Below are 18,093 nucleotides of genomic sequence, written 5' to 3' on the forward strand. Positions count from 1 at the left end.
TTTCATAGTTTTAAGACCCTGGTTTCTGATAGTTCTAAAGTTTGTATAGACTGGTTTTCTAGGGTATTACTACTTAGGGGAAGGTATTTAGCTTAGTTGGGGTCTTTCTAGGAGTTTTGCTAAAAGAAATTATTTGTACCTTTGAATTGGGAACCTCAAAGGGTTATTTTTATATTTTAGCCCGGATTATGCAATAGTGTTCAAAGGAATTACATCAAGTAATAGAAGTTCTATTGCATATTCCGAGTTAAGGCACCATTAAATTTAGTAGTAGGGTGTTTTTTTCAATAATTGAGTCCGGTAAATACAAGGACTGGTAAAATTATCAAAAGGCATGATAGGGAGCACTATGGTAGATTATTCTTCATTTAAACATCCAATTACACATATTGAAGACATTCGGACGGCTCCTGAAGTTGCTTCCAAAGAACCTATTTACCATCAATATTATATTTTACCAGAAGACTGTGATGAAGGAGATAATGTTGGAAAGGTAAATTTTTTATGGAGTCATCAAAAATTTTTCAATAGAAGGTGGGGAACATCCATTGATGACTCTTCTTATAGTTTCGAAATCAGGTCTGGGAATTCTGATAAGGCTTTTTCCATTTCTTCACAGGGGGAGTTGAAAATAGAAAAGTCTTCGCTTTTTGTTTCAACGAGGTATTTAACGGTAAGGGTAAAATTATTTGAAACCTACTTTGAAGATACCATTTGCAAGGTTTACAGGATTCCTGCTAAAAACTGTGTTTATTTCGACTTTAAGGTAGATGGTAAAGGAGAAGGAACTAGAAATAATCCTTATAAAAGATGGCAGGACCATTTTTATGGAAGTGCCCCAGCAATTGCAACAGGTAAAGCTGGGTATTTTTATTTGTGGAAAAGAGGTCAACGTATTGAAGATTGGACCAAAGTGCAAAATCCCTTGATTGGAGGTAAGAGACCTGCATACCTAACTTTAGGTGCATGGGGTAAAGGCCCAAGGCCGATTATTGACGGTAGTAACAATAAATCTTCTGAGCGATTTTGCGATGTAGGTGATGCCAGATTAAATGGGACATCTGTTACGATGAAAACTAACCCAGAGGGAGTAGCCCATAATATCTGTATTATGGATATTGAAACGGATTTTGATGGAGATGGGCCATGGTATCCTTATCAAGTCGGGATGTATGGTAAGGGAAATAGGTTTATAAGGTTGAAGTGTAGTACAGTACTTACTTGGGAAGATGGTTTTTTCTGGGTTAAAAATCATCCAGGGGCTGAGGATTCAGGGTTTTTGGAAGCCTTGTTTCAGGATATTGAAACATACGATAGTAAACATAGAGCCATTAAGTTTGAGGGAGGGGGGGTAAAAGGTCGAAATTTTCGATGCCATACGTCTATAATAGACTCAGAAACGCCTTTATCAGCTGCTAATGCACCGTTTGTGGATTTAAAATATGCTGATTTGCAATGTTTAGATAATAAAAGAAGCCTAGGAATTCAGATCAGAGCAGAGGCCCATACCTATGAGTGGTTTTACCTTAAAGGATATATGGATGCAATGAACCCATTTCGACATGTATCTCATAATGGCTTAGACGATAGCTTTAGGATTAAAAATTCAGGATTTAAACACATCCTGATAGATGGTTGTACACGGTTTATCTGTCAATCCGTTAACAATGGCCCGACTGATAAAACACCAATAGGTATTTATTTTATCAATATAGATGTAGTAAATTCTTCCAGGGCAAAAGGTGGGCTTACTATCGCTCAGGATGCTACTGACACCATCATTCAAATGTGTAATCTTGGTGATTCTCCTGGAATTGTGGTTTTTCAGGATACTTCTGGCACAGTGATAAGTAACTGTACCGTTCCGGGAAAAATAGATAGAAGGGCAGCTACAACTATTATCAATACTGTATTTGGTAGGTTGGCAGGTTCTGGTGGAGGTGATATTATAACTTCTGTAAGTCCTTTAAAGCCCTCTTATTTTGTAGACATGGCTGGTGGAAATTACCGCCCAGCTCATGGATCCCCATTAATTGGTGCAGCTACACCTATAAAAAACTTCTTTGATCTTGAGGGGAATGAAATACGAAATTTTCCAACCATAGGCTGTTATGAACTTGCCCCTGATGCTCAAGAATGAAGCGGGTGAATAGGAAGATCCTATAATTTTGAGTGAACTCTATTTGTTATCAATAGGTGTACATATTTCAATAATTATACCATTTAAGTCCCTAAGGTAACCCACTTTTTGGCCCCAGGGTTTTTCTTTGATATATTCAAATTCGCTGGCACCTGCCTCAATCGCTTTTTGAAAGTCTTTTTCAATGTTCTCGGTCACGAAGGCCATTTCCATGCCTACAGGCTTATCACTTTTGTCCAAAAGGTTAAATCCCTTTTTAAAATTGGCATTGCCTAAGCCTATCGAAGCAAAGGATATGGTGGTTTCTCCTGAGATTAATTCGCCGTAGTCATTTTCAGGGGTCACAAATTTCTTTTGGAACCCAAATGCTTTTTCATAGAATGCAATGGTTTCCTGTACATTGTTAACATAGAATATCGTATAGCCGTATTTCATTTTAGTGCTTTTTTTATAAGTTTTATTGCCCAATCATAATGACTGGAAGTATTCGAGATCAGGTAAGCAGCCAGTGAAGTGCTACCGGTCCAATGGTATCTTTTTTTCTCAAATAGCTCTTCCTCCGTATGCTTGTCCATTATTTTGTGAATCTCAACATGAGACTCAAGTAACAAATTGATTGACTTTGGTAGTGGGAGGCCTTTATTCTCGTCTTGAATCTTCCTGTTTAGTTCAGGAAGTGTTTTCCAGGTATATCCAAGAGAAGGAATAGCAGGCTCGTCCCCATTCATTCCTACTTTGTACCATTCTAACATCATCAGGTGCCAAGTGTGTAAATGAGCCAGAACATCTTTAATGTTTCGGTTTAATGTTCCTGCAGGAAATTCTTGAACTGTTTTTTGCTCTGGGTAATTATTTACCATACCAATAAGCTTGTCAAGGTTTTTTTGACTTAAAGCTATAAGCTCTTCTTTCGATTTTGGTCTGGGCATAGATTTGTATTTTAAAGACTTTAAAAATTAAAACAAAAGGCCTCCTCAGATGTTTTTTCTTTCCAAAATCTGCTTCCATTTTTCTGAAGAAATCTTATTTAATCTATCAGGCATCTGCCGATTCTGGTAGAGGTTAAGGTAGATTTTATTCTTAAATCTACCAAAACATGTTGAAACATGTCTAAAATAAGGTACAATAAACATTTTTATTGCTTTTTGAGGGTCTTCTGCAAGCATCTTTTTATTTAGCCTTCTTTTACTATATTTATAACTTATAATATTACTATGTGGAAGAATTTTCGAAACGTATTACAAGGTCTTTTTCTTTTGTGTGGGATGACCTTGTTTACCTATGGGCAGACAGATAGTTTGGCCCTAAAAAATGACTCAATTAACAATGCGAATTTACTCGAATACGATAGAAAATTAGCTGAGGTTGAAAAGGAGAGACTTGCTGACTCCTTGAAAAAGGCAGAATTAGAAGCCCAGCTATTAAAGCTTAAAACCACAGATAACCTTCAAAAAATAGATTTGATCCAACAGCTAGAAACGATCAAAGAAAACGAAAAACGGAGAATTGCCAATAAAATCGCCCAAATTGATTCATTAAAAAATACCGCCAAGGGGTATCCAGTATTGGGTTTTAAAAATGATACGTTATTCTATATTTACACTAAAATGGGTGCGGCTTCACCTAAAGAAAGAGCGGTAAGTATCAGCAATAAAATTAACCAACTTTACCAAGATGATTTTTTAATCGAGGATTCTATCCGGATTTCAGACACGGAAGAAACTTATGACATTGTTTATAAGGATTTGATCATTGCAAGTGTATCGGAAAATGATGCGCTTTGGTACGGAAAGAGCAAGAAAGAACTGTCTGAAAACTTTCAACAAATAATTAAATCGGCAATTGTTCAAGCCAAAGACGAAAACAGTTGGTTAAAGCTGTTATCAAGGATAGGCTTGGTTTTTTTTGTAATTCTTGTGGCCTGGGTTTTCATTGGGCTTATAGGAAAGGGCTATACGAGGTTGGTAATTAATTTTGATACCAATAAGGAAAAATGGCTTCAAGACTTATCCTATAAGGATTATACCTTTCTTACGGTAGATCAAGAAACCCAAATATTACTTTTTTTAATTAAGGTTTTGCGTTGGTTTGTCTATTTCCTTTTGTTATACATCACCTTGCCTATCATTTTCAGTATTTTTCCATTTTCTCGGGATTGGGCCAATACACTATTTTATCTCATTTGGTCACCATTCAAAGGACTGCTAATATCTATTTGGACATATATTCCCAACCTTTTTAAAATTCTAGTGATTTACTTTGTGATGAAGTATGTCATTAAATTTGTAAAGTACATCTTTCAGGAAATTGAGGCTGAGAAGTTGGTCTTGTCCGATTTTCATTCTGATTGGGCTATGCCGACCTTTAGCATTGTTCAGTTTTTATTGTACGCCTTTATGTTTGTGCTAATTTTCCCTTATTTACCCGGGTCGGAATCTGCTATTTTTAAGGGAGTTTCAGTATTTGTTGGCGTTTTATTCTCTTTAGGTTCATCTTCCGCCATTTCTAATATGGTAGCTGGATTAGTGATTACCTATATGCGACCATTTAAAATTGGGGACCGGATTAAGATTGACAATGTGACTGGGGATATAATTGAAAAAACTTTGTTAGTGACTCGAGTGAGGACCATAAAAAATGAAGTTATCACCATTCCAAACTCCTCAGTGCTTACAGAAAACACCACCAACTATAGTATTGAGGCGAAAGACAAAGGCTTAATCGTAAATACCACGGTGACCATTGGTTATGATGTTCCTTGGCCAAAAGTACATAAGGTGCTTATCGAAGCTGCTAGAAGGACTGACATGATCTTGGATGAACCTGCGCCCTATGTTCTGCAAACCAGTTTGGAAGATTTTTATGTCGCCTACCAGATCAACGCTTATACACGTGAGGCAAGCAAGCAGGCACTTATCTATTCTAGCCTTCACCAGAACATTCAGGACGTGTGTAATGAAAGTGATATTGAAATTTTATCGCCTCATTACAGAGCAGCAAGGGATGGGAACATGACCACCATACCGGCCGATTATTTACCCAAAGATTATAAGGTGCCTCACTTTAATGTTAAGCTTGATAAGGGAAAAGAAGAGCAATGAAAAAATCAGCATGACAGAGAAAGAGAAAATGCTTAATGGAGACCTTTATAATTCCAGAGATCCGGAATTACTGAAAATGTATCATAATGCAAGGAAGCTCATAAAGCAATACAATAACCTTGACTCGGAGGATTTAAAAGAGCGAGAGCAGATTCTGACAGCTTTATTAGCGAAAATTGGTATAGGTGTATGGATTGAGGCGCCCTTTTATTGTGATTACGGCCCTAATATTTCAATTGGTCAAAATACCTTTGTAAACCTAAACTGCATGTTTTTGGACAACAATTACATCACAATTGGAAAGAATGGATTGATTGGCCCTTATGTGCAAATATATACCTCTGTCCACCCTTTGAATGCTTCTGAAAGAATTGTAGATGCAAATAATGGTTCCCGTTATTTGACATCTTCGAAGCCAGTTACCATTGGGGACAATGTATGGATAGGTGGAAATACAGTCATTTTGCCAGGAGTGAATATTGGGAATAATGTAACCGTAGGAGCTGGAAGTGTGGTAACGAAAAATATTCCTGATGATGTTTTGGCATTTGGAAATCCTTGCGCTGTTCGGAAAAACCTTAAACAAGACCTATAAATGGATGGCTATTCAAGCTTGCAAATTCAAGATTGCCCTGTTAAAAGTATAAATTCAAATCTAAAAACGGATATGTGTTTACCATTGTACAAAGAAATATTGAAAGAACAAGCCATTCAATTCCATGTATTCTATTAAACCCTTCGTAAATACACCTTTTAATGGGACAACACATTTTAGACAGTACATATGATGCCATATTTGGACTAAACTTGGCATGGGAAATAAATTATTGCAATAAGGCAGCATGTGATTTACTAGGGTATTCAGCAACTGAATTGATAGGTAGAAATTACAAGGAGTTTTTCGTAGACTGCGAAAACCAGGGATTTGAAAACATTGTTGAAACTTTAATCTTTAATGAGTCATTAAAGCCTATTCGTACCGATTATATTAATAAAGAGAAGAAGAGACGGGCTGCTTCAATACAATACTCACCTATCAAAGATCAGAATGGTAAAATTTCTGGTATTTCTAGTATTGTTCGTTTGGTTAGTCAATACGAAAAAGCAATTAGTAAGGCGCAAGCGCTTTTAGAGACTGCACCGGATGCAATGGTAATTGTAAATAAAGCCGGAGAAATAGTATTGATTAATGCACAGACAGAAAAACTTTTCGGATATAAAAAGGAAGAGCTTTTAGGAAAAGAAGTGGAGCTATTGATTCCTGATAAGTTTCTTAAATATCACAGGGCCAATAGATCTAAATATACTTCTAAACCTAAAACCAGAAATATGGGCCAGGGGATGGAATTGTATGGGAAGAAAAAATCCGGAAAAAATTTCCCCGTTGAAATTTCATTGAGTCCTTTGGAAACGGAAGAAGGAATGCTTGTTAGTGCTGCTATTCGTGATATTACCAAGAGAAAGAAGGTTGAAAAAGAGCTAGAAAAATACAACCAACAATTACAAAATAAGAACAAAGAATTAGAGCAATTTGCCTATATAGCTTCCCATGACCTTCAAGAACCTTTGCGTAATGTTTTGAGTTTTACAGGACTTTTGAAGGAGAATTATTCAACAGAACTTGATGAGATGGGGCTCAAGTTTATGTATTTCATTACCGAAGCCACCACCCGTATGAGTCAGCTAATTAAGGGTTTGTTAGATTATTCAAGAATAGGGTCCAACACAAAATTAGAGTCAGTTGATTGTAATGTTGTATTGGCAATGGTACAGGATGACTTCGACCCCTTGATAAAGGAAATAAATGCTGTAATAAAGGTGAGTGAACTTCCGAAAATATTGGGTTATGAAGTAGAGATCAAGTTGTTGTTTCAAAACCTGATAGGCAATGCAATAAAGTTCAGAGACCCAAATAGGCCAGCTGAAATAAGTGTCTCTGCTTCTAAAGAAGAAGGAGATTGGAAATTTTGTGTTTCAGACAACGGAATAGGAATATCACCTGAATACAAAGAAAAGATTTTTATTATTTACCAACGCTTACATGCAGGTAAGGATTATGAAGGAACAGGTATAGGGCTTGCTCATTGTAGGAAGATTGTGGACCTACATGGGGGGAAAATCTGGATGGAATCTGAACAGGGGAAAGGTAGTAAGTTTTATTTTACTATTCATGAAATAACTAGCGCTTAATCAAGGCTAAAAGTGCAGAGGTGGAGTTAAAATTTGAAAACACCCCAATACTTATTTTAGGGTGTTTTCAAATTCGTTCTATTTCAGGTAGCTTTCTTCAAACCGTTCAAAATGACAAGTATAGCCATTTGGATACCTTACTAAGTAATCCTGATGCTCTGGTTCCGCTGGCCAGAATGTACTAAAAGGTTCTAAAGTAGTGGCTACCTTACCGTCCCACTTGTTTGAATTATTGACAATTTTAATCATTTCTTCGGCTACTTTTTTTTCTTCCTCATTTTGGATGAAGATTGCTGAGCGATAACTCGATCCAATATCATTGCCTTGACGATCTACGGTCGTAGGGTTATGAATTCGGAAAAAATAGTCCAATAAATCCTTAAATGTCGTCTCATTTGGGTCATAAGTAATTTCAATGCCTTCGGCATGGCCTGGGTGATTTCTATAGGTCGGGTTATCATTTTCTCCACCGATATATCCTACTTCTGTATCTTCAACGCCTTTCTGTGTACGGAATAGCTCTTCCATTCCCCAAAAACATCCGCCAGCCAAATAAGCCTTTTTTAAATCTTCCATTTTTATCCCTATTTAATAATTGATAATGTTTTTCCATTTCTCACTGTCCCTGATTATTGCCTTTATAAAAGGGCAATAAGCTGTGGCTGTAAGGCCTTCTTTTTCTATTTGTTTAAGGGTATTAAGAACCAACAGTTTTCCTATGCCTTGCCCTCTTTGCGATTGTGGAACTTCAGAGTGAATCAGGTCCAGATGATCGTTTTTTCTTCTATACGAAATGTAGGCAATTAGCCCTTTTTCTAATTCAAGTTCAAAACGATTTTGTGAAGGTTTATGTTTTATCGATTTGTTCATTTTTCATCTCAGTTTTGATTGTTGAAGATTGTTGCAAAGTTCTGTGAACTGGACATTTTGAAGCAATATCTCTTAATCGCTCTCTTTGTTTTTCATCCAGGTTGCCAACAAACTCCAGCGATTTCGCAAAAACATCCTTGTTTTCTCCTTCAATTACTTCTTTACTATGGTTTACATAGGTGTACACTTCTTTCAAGTCCCATTTTTTTCGTTCTGCATAGAGTTTGATGGTCATCACTGTGCAGGCTGATAGACCCGCAGATACCAACTCAAAAGGAGACATTCCGAAATCATAGCCTCCCACACTTTTGGGTTCGTCAGCTATAATGCTGTGGTTTTTGGTATTTATAAATGTAGTGAAATTATTGTCCACCAAATTTAAATGAGCCACCAACTGATGATTGTTAGGGTTGGGTGTTTCAAATGGACTAAGGTCAATGTATCGAGAAGCCCAGGAGGCAACCATGTCTCCAACATATATACTGTCTTCTTTTTTAGTAAGTAAATGGTCTGCACTGTCTAGGGAAACAAAGCTTTTAGGATGTTTAGCGTTGTGGTAAATTTCATGGGCATTATTAATACCTACGATTTCATCTATGGGGGAATGCATTACCAAAATTGGTTTCCGAAGCTTTTTAACTGTTTCGGGCAAATTGTGTTGTTTGAATCCATCCACAAATTCCCCACTGATTTTAAATTGTCTGCCGCCGATCAGCACCTCTGCTTCTTCATTTTTCCCCAATTCTTTGACTTGACCTTCAAATTGTTTTGTGACGTGCTGTACATCAGCCGGGGAGCCTATGGTCACAATTGCCTGTATATTATCAAGTTTTGATGCCGCTACAATTGCAGCCGCACCACCAAGTGAATGACCAATCATTAGCTTAGGGGCCTGATAATGTTTGGTAATGTAATTGTTTACTGCAATTAGATCGTCCACATTGGCTTCAAAGTGGCTATTGGCAAAGTCTCCCTCACTCTTTCCCAGTCCTGTAAAATCAAAACGTACCACAGCAATTCCTTTATTGTTAAGGGCTTGGCTTATGTTTCTAACCGCATTGAGTTGACTTGTGCAAGTAAAACAATGGGCGAATAGGGCAAATTGTTTTGGCTTTTGATGGTTAGGGAAATCGATGGAGGTTGCCAACTCATTTCCATTCTCATTTATGACTTTAATTCTATCGGTATTCATTTTGATGAGGTATAAAAATTAATGCCTAAAAAAATTATATTGTTAAAGCCGGATTATGTAATAGGATTCGTGATGAGTGTTGCAATCGCAAGAAAATCAGGCTGTTTGAAGCGATTTCAGCACGTAATAGATTGTCTATTGCATATTTCGGGTTAAAGTGTAGTATTCCTTGTGTTTTCGTTGTTCTTAAGTTTTCATCGCTTATTTTATCTTTCTCCTGGTTTACTTAGCAATTTTTCAACCGAAAATAGGTTTTGGGATTGTTTTTTATTCTTAACATTACAAATCTAGCTATGTTTAAGGCTTTTATGATAGGTTAAAATACCCTATAAGTTGGCATAATTTCCCTAATCCGATTATCAAATTGAAAATAGGGGATTCTTTTTTTTATTGTCTTTAAGCTATGGTATTCACTTCTAAAAATGTAACATTTATGCTCATGGTAGAATGGTGGTATACCTTTTTGTATCAGAGTTATGTGATTATGTAGATAGTGGGCATGAAAGGTATTGATTCAGGGGGATAAAGTTTAATTATGAACTACATTTTTATTATATTGGTACATAAAATTGATGTAGACTAATTTAACCTTTAATCTTATGAGCCTTATTCCGTATGTTTCAATATTTTTTATGGTCTTTTATTTGTCAATAGTAATTGGGGCATTTTATTTGATTTATACTTGGGTCAACAAATTCATTTCGTTAAAAAAAGAGCAGAATGATCTGCTTCGAGAGATTGTAAAAAAAATGGATAAAAGTCAATAGACAAAATGGTTCAGCGCTTATTCTTGCTAAATCTCAAATGAACAATAACTGAAGGCAAAAAAAGAGGCAACCCAAAATGAGTTGCCTTTATTAATGTATTAAATGATATGGCGGGGTTTTTTAGCCCTGTGCCGTCTCTTCGTATGAATAGAAGGATTGATCTCTTCTGGCGAGAGAAGACTCTCCCTGAAGGAATTTATCTACCTCAACAGCGCATTCACGCCCTTCTGCAATGGCCCAAACAACGAGGGATTGACCTCTTCTCATGTCTCCGGCAAGGAATACCTTAGGAACAGAGCTTTGATAGTTTTTGGATTTCGGAAGACCGTTTTCCAATAGCTCTATATCAAAGGCTTTCAATAAACCTGATTTTGGTCCCAAATATCCGATGGCTAAAAATGCCAAGTCACATGGAAGTGTTCTTTCAGTTCCTTCGATTTCGAAAAATTGCATTCTGCCATTTTCCTCTTTCCATTCTATATCCACAACTGTGAGTCCTGTAACATTACCATTTTCGTCTTTAGTAAACTCTTTGGTAAGTACAGACCATACTCTATCAGCACCCTCTTCATGAGAACTAGAGGTTCTCAAAGTCATTGGCCATTCCGGCCAAGGGTTTAGGGTATTTCTAGACTGTGGAGGCTTAGGTAATAGTTCAAGTTGTGTAATTGAAGCTGCACCATGTCTATTGGAAGTACCTATACAGTCACTTCCTGTATCTCCTCCTCCAATTACAATTACATGTTTGCCTTTTGCATGGATAGGATTGCTTTCCAATTCTCCTGAATTTACTTGGTTTTGTTTACCTAGAAATTCCATTGCAAAATGAACCCCATTTGCATCCCTGTTATTGATTTTTAGGTCTCGGGGATGTTGTGCACCAGTAGTTAGAACCACGGCATCGAAGTTCTGAAGGATGTTTTCAGCTTTAATATTAAAGCCTACTTCAGTATCCTTGCTAAAGATTACTCCTTCAGCATTCATTACATCAACCCTACGGTCAATTACCCATTTCTCCAATTTGAAGTCAGGAATACCGTATCGAAGCAAGCCACCTACTTCTTTGTCTTTTTCAAAAACAGTTACTTCGTGCCCAGCTTGATTGATTTGGTCAGCTGCTGCAAGTCCTGAAGGACCAGAGCCTATTACGGCTACTTTTTTACCAGTTCTTTCAGAAGGGATGTTTGGCTTTACCAAGTTTAACTCATAAGCTTTTTCCGCTATACTCTTTTCAATCAATTCGATTGCTACCGGATCTTTATTGATGCCCAATACGCAACTTGCTTCACAAGGTGCCGGACATATTCTTCCTGTAAATTCTGGAAAATTGTTTGTTCCACGGAGTATTTGATAAGCCAGCTCCCATTCTTTTTGGTAAACGGCGTCATTAAATTCCGGAATGACATTTCCTAGAGGACAACCATTGTGACAAAAAGGTACACCACAATCCATGCACCTAGCTGCTTGTTGATTGAGCACTTTGTCATCCAAAGGCTTATATATCTCCTGGTAATCCTTTTTCCTTTCTTCAGGTGATCTGGATCCAGGTAGTTGTCTTTTATATTTTAAGAAACCTTCTTTATCCGCCATCTTATACTAATGTTTTAGAATTTTCTAATGCTCTTTTTCTCAATACTTCTTTGTAATCCTTTGGAATTACCTTAATAAACCTGTCTTTGCCAGTTTCCCAGTCTTCCAATAGTCTACTTCCATTATTACTGGAGGTAAGCTCTACATGGCTTACTAGAGAGGATTTGATTGTAGCATAATCATCTTCATTAAGAGGATCAATGTCTACCATCTCTTTGTTGATATTGCCTAGGTTCTCTTTGAAGATATAAGCTATTCCACCACTCATACCAGCAGCGAAATTTCTACCTATCTCTCCAAGAATGATTACCAAACCACCCGTCATGTATTCACAACCGTGGTCTCCGATACCTTCAACTACAGCTTCTACGCCTGAGTTTCTTACACAAAAACGTTCTCCAGCTTTTCCTTTTATAAATGACTGGCCTGAGGTAGCACCATAAAAGGCCACATTGCCAATAATAATATTGTCTTCAGCTACAAAGTTGGCGTTTCGATTCGGGTAAACAACCAATTTTCCTCCTGATAGTCCTTTACCAAAGTAATCATTTGCTTCTCCTTCCAATTCAAAGGTGATACCTTTGGTCAAGAACCCACCGAAAGTTTGTCCAGCTGAACCTTGGAATTTAAAGTGAATGGTATTGTCTGGTAGTCCAGGACTTCCAAAGAACTTGGATACTTCATTTGAAAGCATGGCACCGACGGATCGATCCACATTGATGATGTCAAATGTTCCGGTTACTTTATTTGCTTGCTCTAAAGCAGGAGTAGCTGCTTCTATAAGTTTTCTGTCTAGTACCTTTTTCAGTCTGAAATCCTGATCAATTTGTTTGTGTATACCAACATGGTCAGGAACTTCTACTTTATGGAATATTGGACTCAAATCTAATTTATCCCATTTCCAATGATTCATCTGACCATTGGCCTCTTTTAGGATATTGCTTTGTCCAACCATTTCATTTACGGTCCTAAAGCCTAATGAAGCCATTATCTCTCTAAGGTCTTGGGCTAGGAAAGTAAAGAAATTCACTACATGATCAGGGTTACCTGTGAATAATTTCCTTAACTCAGGGTTTTGAGTAGCTATACCCACTGGACAGGTGTTCAGGTGGCACTTTCTCATCATTATACAACCCTCTACTACCAATGCGCCAGTAGAAATACCCCATTCTTCAGCTCCAAGAAGTACAGCAATTGCTAAATCTCTACCTGTTCTAAGCTGACCATCTGTTTGTAAGGTTACCCTGCTTCGGAGGTTATTTATTACTAAGGTTTGGTGTGCTTCTGATAAGCCTAGCTCCCATGGCAATCCTGCATGTCGGATAGAACTAAGTGGTGAGGCTCCAGTACCTCCGTCTGCTCCTGATATCAGGATTACGTCGGATTGGGCTTTGGCCACCCCAGCAGCTACGGTACCAACACCGGCTTGAGATACTAGTTTGACATTAATTCTTGCTTTTCTATTGGCATTTTTAAGATCATAGATCAACTGAGCCAAATCTTCAATCGAATAAATATCATGGTGAGGAGGAGGTGAAATCAAACCTACGCCTGGCGTAGAGTGTCTTACTCTTCCTATCCAATCATCTACTTTATGACCTGGAAGCTGTCCACCTTCTCCAGGCTTGGCTCCCTGTGCCATTTTAATCTGTAATTCAGCAGCGTTGGTCAGGTAGTTACTCGTTACTCCAAACCTACCGGAAGCCACCTGCTTGATAGCAGATCTTTGCCAGTCGCCATTTTCTTTTTTCTCAAATCTTACTTCATCTTCTCCACCCTCACCACTGTTACTTTTGGCACCAATGCGGTTCATGGCAATGGCCAATGTACTGTGTGCTTCGTGGGATATTGAGCCAAAAGACATGGCTCCTGTTGCGAAGCGTTTTAATATTGCCTCTACTGGCTCAACTTCATCTATCGGAACAGCAATTCTCTTTTTAAATTCCAGTAAGCCCCTCAATGTCATCGCATCTTTGGTCTGGTCATTGATTTTTTGTGCAAATTTCTTGTACAAATTATAATCTCCGAGTTGAGTGGACTTCTGTAAAAGGTGGATTGTTTCAGGGTTGAAAAGATGTTTTTCACCTCTTCGCTTCCATTGATAAATTCCACCAGCTTCTAATAGCGGGCTTTTGGTTTTGTAAGCAGTATGATGTCTTACAAGCACTTCATCTGCTAATTCATCAAATGAAACACCACTTATTCTACTAACAGTACCTTTGAAACATCTGTCGATTACCTCTGCCCCAAGGCCAATGGCTTCAAAGATTTGAGCACTTTGGTAGGACTGAAGTGTACTGATTCCCATTTTGGAAAGTACTTTAAGTAATCCTTTACCTATTGCTTCTTTATAGTTCTCAAATAATTTCTTTTGAGAAATCTTTTTGCTCAACATGCCATTTTCATTGAGCGATAAAAGTGTTTCTAAGGCCAAATAGGGGTTTATAGCACTTGCTCCGTAACCGATAGCTGTGGCAAAATGATGGGTTTCTCTGATATCCCCTGCTTCAATGACTATTCCTGCTTTGGTACGCAACTTTTGGTTCACCAGGTGATGGTGAACAGCGCCTACTGCAAGTAATGAAGGTATTGGTGCGGTATTATCTTTAGAATTTCTATCAGAAATGATAATAATGTTTTTTCCTTCTCCAATTGCATCTTCTGCAGCTTGGCACAATTTGTTTAAAGCTTCAAGCAAACGACCAGGTTTACCATCTGCTTCAAAATGTGCACTTAGCGTGGCAGAATGATAGCCTTTATCTTCAAGGTTTCTCAATTTCTCAAGGTCTTCATTTAGCAAGACGGGTTGAGAAATATGGATTTGTCGAGTATGTTTGGCACTTTCCTCGAGTATATTGAAACTTTCACCAATTCTGGTAAACAAAGACATTACCAAACGCTCCCTAATTGGATCAATTGGTGGATTACTCACCTGAGCAAACAACTGCTTAAAGTAGTTGGCGATATGCTGGCTTTGTTTGGAAAGTACGGCCAAAGGAGTATCTGCCCCCATGGATCCAATAGGCTCATAAGCCGTATCTCCCATTGGCGACAGGATTACTTTTAGATCCTCTTGACTGTAACCAAATATGGTTTGTTTTTTCTTGATGTTTTCGGTACTGTAAGGGAAAGAAAGTTTCTCCGGAGTAGGGATCATTCTCAATTTTAGCCTTTCTTTCTTGATCCAAGAATCATAAGGCTTTCTATTGACAACTTCATCTTTAACTTCCTCATCAAAAGATACTTTACCTTTTTCTAAATCAGCAAGGAGCATTCTACCAGGGCTAATACGTCCTTTTTCTATAATTGTGGACTCTCTGATTGGTAGTGCACCAGCTTCAGAAGAAAGAATCAAGCGATCATCAGAGGTCACAAAGTACCTTAGAGGACGCAGACCATTTCTATCCAATGTTGCACCTAATGATTTACCATCTGTAAACAACAATGCTGCTGGTCCATCCCAAGGCTCTACCAATGAAGCATGGAATTTATAAAAAGCTTTCTTCTTTTTATCCATTGTCTTATTGTCCTGCCAAGCTTCAGGAACAAGCATCATCATTACATGGGGAAGGCTTCTACCGCTTAGCGCAAGCAACTCAACCATTGAATCCAAGTTTGCTGAATCCGAATTTTTAGCGTTGGTAATTGGCATAAGCATTTGGAGCTCTTCATCAGTAAAATGCGCTGATTTCATCAATGTCTCCTTAGACCTCATTTTGTTGAGGTTACCACGGATGGTATTGATTTCTCCATTGTGTGATAAAAATCGGAAAGGCTGTGCTAGTCTCCAGTTAGGGAATGTGTTTGTAGAAAACCTAGAGTGTACTAGCGCTATGGCCGATTTAAGTTTATTGTTTTGTAAGTCTTTGTAAAAAGTCAAAACCTGATCTGTTCGTAGCTGACCTTTATAGATTACTGTTTGACTACTAAAACTAGCAAAGTAAAAAGCACTGTTAACTCCTGGTATAGTGGAGTTAAGAATCCTTGTTGAATAATTTCTTAGTACATAAAGCTTTCTTTCTAAATCAATTCCTGAAAGATTATCTTTATGCTGGACAAATACCTGCTCAATATTTGGCATTACCTCTAAAGCACCTGATCCAGGTACAGTATCATCAGTAGGTACAGCCCTATATCCGATGAGCTTAAAGCCCAATTCGTTGATTATCTTATTTAAGTTTGATTTGCACTTTTTGTATAGTTGTTTGTTGTTGGGGAAAAACACCATACCAACACCATAAAATCCTTCCTCAGGTAATCCAAAACCCAACCTTTGTGTTACCTCTTTCAGAAAAGTATGTGGCAATTGGATCAGGATGCCGGCACCATCGCCCGTCTTAGGGTCACTGCCTCGTCCTCCCCTATGCTCCATATTACTAAGCATTAGCAAAGCATCACTTATTGTTTCGTGGCTTTTATGGCCTTTAACGTTAACAACTGCCCCGATTCCGCAGGCATCATGCTCAAACTGTGAACGATATAAACCTTGATTCATTCTGTTAAATTTAATTGTATTAGGTATTGAATTCACTTTGAAAAATTCACAATTAATTTTTCAATTATTAAATTCTAGACAATAAAGGTAAAACAAAAATGAATTAATAGCTGAATATGAATCAAAAAATTATAATTAAGTCAATGAAGGAACGCCTTAATTAATCGACTGGAAAAACGCAAAATTCTGCCAAAGTCCAATATTTCAGTTAAATTTTCACCCTTAATAGGGAAAGACTGCCCCTTGAATTACGTATATAAGTCTAAAATTGCCAATTTTAAAACTACGAAAAAAAAAGAAATAAATGAACCCAGACTTCTAAAAATTAAATCAATCTTATAATTTAGGTGAATAAAAGCTTTTAGGAATCAATCAAACTGATCAGGGACATTTTTATCTATTGGTCCATCCAATACTACTTTTACTTTCTTGATTTTTCTGGTGTCTACTGCCATTATGGTAAACTCGAAATTATCGAATTTGATTACAGTACCGTTTTTCGGAAGGTTGGAGTTTAATTCCAATAATAATCCACCCAGAGATTCACTTTCACCCTTGACTTCATCAAACAATTGGATGTCCAAATCGAGCTTTTTGCAGAAATCATTCAATGATATTTTACCTTCAAAAATATAGGTTTTATCATCTATCTTTTTGAAAAGGTATTCTTCGATTTCGTCGAACTCATCGTTGATGTCTCCTATGATTTCTTCTATAAGGTCTTCTAAAGTAACCAGGCCGGAAGTTCCACCATATTCATCTACAACAATGGCCATGTGAACCCTTTTGTTCTTGAAGTCCTTTAGCAGGTCGGCCAATTTCTTGTTTTCAGGAATAAAATACCCTTTGCGGATTAGGTCTTTCCAGTTAAAATATTCGTCCTTTTCAATATGATCCAAAAGGTCTTTTATGTATAGAATTCCCTTGATTTGATCTATGGTTCCTTCATACACAGGTATTCTTGAGTAGCCACTCTTGTTGATTTTGTCCATCAACTCATGAAAATTCATTTCTACATCCACCGCTGTCAAGTCCATTCTTGAGCGCATTACCTGTTTCACAGACAAGGTGCCAAAATTTACTATTCCTTTTAAAATATCCCGCTCGTTATTACTAGTGTCTACGGAAGTTATCTCTAAGGCATGGTGCAGTTCATTTACCGATAAAGAATACCCCTTTTTTTCGATACGCTTTTCTATGACGTCGCTTATAGTCATTAGTAAATAGGACAGTGGTCCTAAAACCAAATAGAAAAAATAAAGAAATCCTGCGGTAAGTTTTGAGAAACTAACACTGGCAGCATTGGCATATACCTTGGGAACAATCTCCCCAATAAAAACAATAGAGAAGGTAACGCCTATTGTTTGAAAAAGGATGATTACTATACCTGTGGCATTGCTGCCAAATAGGCTCCATGTGAAAAATGTGGTAAGGGTAACGATACTGATATTAATAAGGTTATTAAGAATCAGTATCGTACTCAGTAATTTTTGAGGATTTTCAATCAGGGTAATGATTTTGTTTGACCTCGTGTCAGAAGCCACCCTGATTTCTTCAATATCCTCATGGTTCAAAGAAAAAAACGCTACTTCTGAGCCAGAAACCAAAGCTGAAACAATCAATAATGCAATAAATAATACTGCATTACCCACCAAATAAACCGGTGATACAGCTATGACATCTGTCAGGAGCAGCAAACTCGGATAGGGGTCGTCCATTAATTTATGAATATAATTTTATGCAAAACT

The 18,093-nt window shown here is 37.5% G+C and carries 12 protein-coding genes; 4 read left to right on the forward strand and 8 right to left on the reverse strand.

What is annotated here, in order from left to right; translation table 11 throughout:
- Nucleotides 1–334: 334 nt before the first annotated feature.
- Nucleotides 335–2,140, forward strand: a complete 1,806-nt coding sequence (locus AC13EX_RS12825; protein ID WP_482892981.1) for a hypothetical protein — start codon at nucleotides 335–337, stop codon at nucleotides 2,138–2,140.
- Nucleotides 2,141–2,179: 39 nt separating this feature from the next.
- Here AC13EX_RS12825 and AC13EX_RS12830 read toward each other — a convergent pair whose 3' ends face one another.
- The gene (locus AC13EX_RS12830) at nucleotides 2,180–2,575 is read right to left on the reverse strand and encodes a VOC family protein (protein ID WP_048641485.1); all 396 of its coding nucleotides are present in this window, start codon (nucleotides 2,573–2,575) and stop codon (nucleotides 2,180–2,182) included.
- Nucleotides 2,572–3,069 carry a ClbS/DfsB family four-helix bundle protein gene (locus AC13EX_RS12835; RefSeq protein ID WP_482892982.1) on the reverse strand — a complete coding sequence of 166 codons (498 nt, stop codon included), beginning with the start codon at nucleotides 3,067–3,069 and terminating at the stop codon, nucleotides 2,572–2,574. Before AC13EX_RS12835 ends, AC13EX_RS12830 begins: the two co-directional genes overlap by 4 nt.
- A gap of 285 nt (nucleotides 3,070–3,354) precedes the next feature.
- On the opposite strand from AC13EX_RS12835, the gene AC13EX_RS12840 reads away from it, so the two are divergent.
- The 3 genes from AC13EX_RS12840 (at nucleotide 3,355) to AC13EX_RS12850 (ending at nucleotide 7,431) form a co-directional block, all read left to right on the forward strand.
- On the forward strand, nucleotides 3,355–5,241 hold the full coding sequence (locus AC13EX_RS12840) for a mechanosensitive ion channel domain-containing protein (protein ID WP_482892983.1): 1,887 nt from the start codon (nucleotides 3,355–3,357) through the stop codon (nucleotides 5,239–5,241).
- On the forward strand, nucleotides 5,216–5,836 hold the full coding sequence (locus tag AC13EX_RS12845; RefSeq protein ID WP_482892984.1) for a sugar O-acetyltransferase: 621 nt from the start codon (nucleotides 5,216–5,218) through the stop codon (nucleotides 5,834–5,836). Before AC13EX_RS12840 ends, AC13EX_RS12845 begins: the two co-directional genes overlap by 26 nt.
- Nucleotides 5,837–5,997: 161 nt before the next feature.
- Nucleotides 5,998–7,431, forward strand: coding sequence for a PAS domain-containing sensor histidine kinase (locus tag AC13EX_RS12850; protein ID WP_482892985.1), 1,434 nt, complete (start codon nucleotides 5,998–6,000; stop codon nucleotides 7,429–7,431).
- 78 nt (nucleotides 7,432–7,509) lie between these two features.
- On the opposite strand, the gene msrA is transcribed toward AC13EX_RS12850, so the two are convergent.
- The 6 genes from msrA to gldE form a co-directional block, all read right to left on the reverse strand.
- A complete protein-coding gene (gene msrA / locus AC13EX_RS12855; RefSeq protein WP_482892986.1) occupies nucleotides 7,510–8,007 on the reverse strand; it encodes a peptide-methionine (S)-S-oxide reductase MsrA in 498 nt (165 codons plus the stop codon).
- Nucleotides 8,008–8,019: 12 nt separating this feature from the next.
- The gene (locus AC13EX_RS12860) at nucleotides 8,020–8,301 is read right to left on the reverse strand and encodes a GNAT family N-acetyltransferase (protein ID WP_482892988.1); all 282 of its coding nucleotides are present in this window, start codon (nucleotides 8,299–8,301) and stop codon (nucleotides 8,020–8,022) included.
- Nucleotides 8,279–9,493, reverse strand: coding sequence for a bifunctional alpha/beta hydrolase/OsmC family protein (locus tag AC13EX_RS12865; RefSeq protein WP_482892989.1), 1,215 nt, complete (start codon nucleotides 9,491–9,493; stop codon nucleotides 8,279–8,281). The genes AC13EX_RS12860 and AC13EX_RS12865 overlap by 23 nt, the downstream gene beginning before the upstream one ends.
- Nucleotides 9,494–10,380: 887 nt before the next feature.
- Nucleotides 10,381–11,850: a glutamate synthase subunit beta gene (locus tag AC13EX_RS12870; protein WP_048641480.1), complete on the reverse strand. Its 1,470-nt coding sequence runs from the start codon at nucleotides 11,848–11,850 to the stop codon at nucleotides 10,381–10,383.
- Nucleotide 11,851: 1 nt separating this feature from the next.
- A complete protein-coding gene (gene gltB / locus AC13EX_RS12875; protein ID WP_048641479.1) occupies nucleotides 11,852–16,345 on the reverse strand; it encodes a glutamate synthase large subunit in 4,494 nt (1,497 codons plus the stop codon).
- A 368-nt stretch (nucleotides 16,346–16,713) separates the two neighbouring features.
- Nucleotides 16,714–18,063 carry a gliding motility-associated protein GldE gene (gene gldE / locus AC13EX_RS12880; protein ID WP_048641478.1) on the reverse strand — a complete coding sequence of 450 codons (1,350 nt, stop codon included), beginning with the start codon at nucleotides 18,061–18,063 and terminating at the stop codon, nucleotides 16,714–16,716.
- Between the last annotated feature and the right edge of the window lie 30 nt (nucleotides 18,064–18,093).

The sequence above is a fragment of the Cyclobacterium sp. L-R genome, from assembly GCF_056859355.1.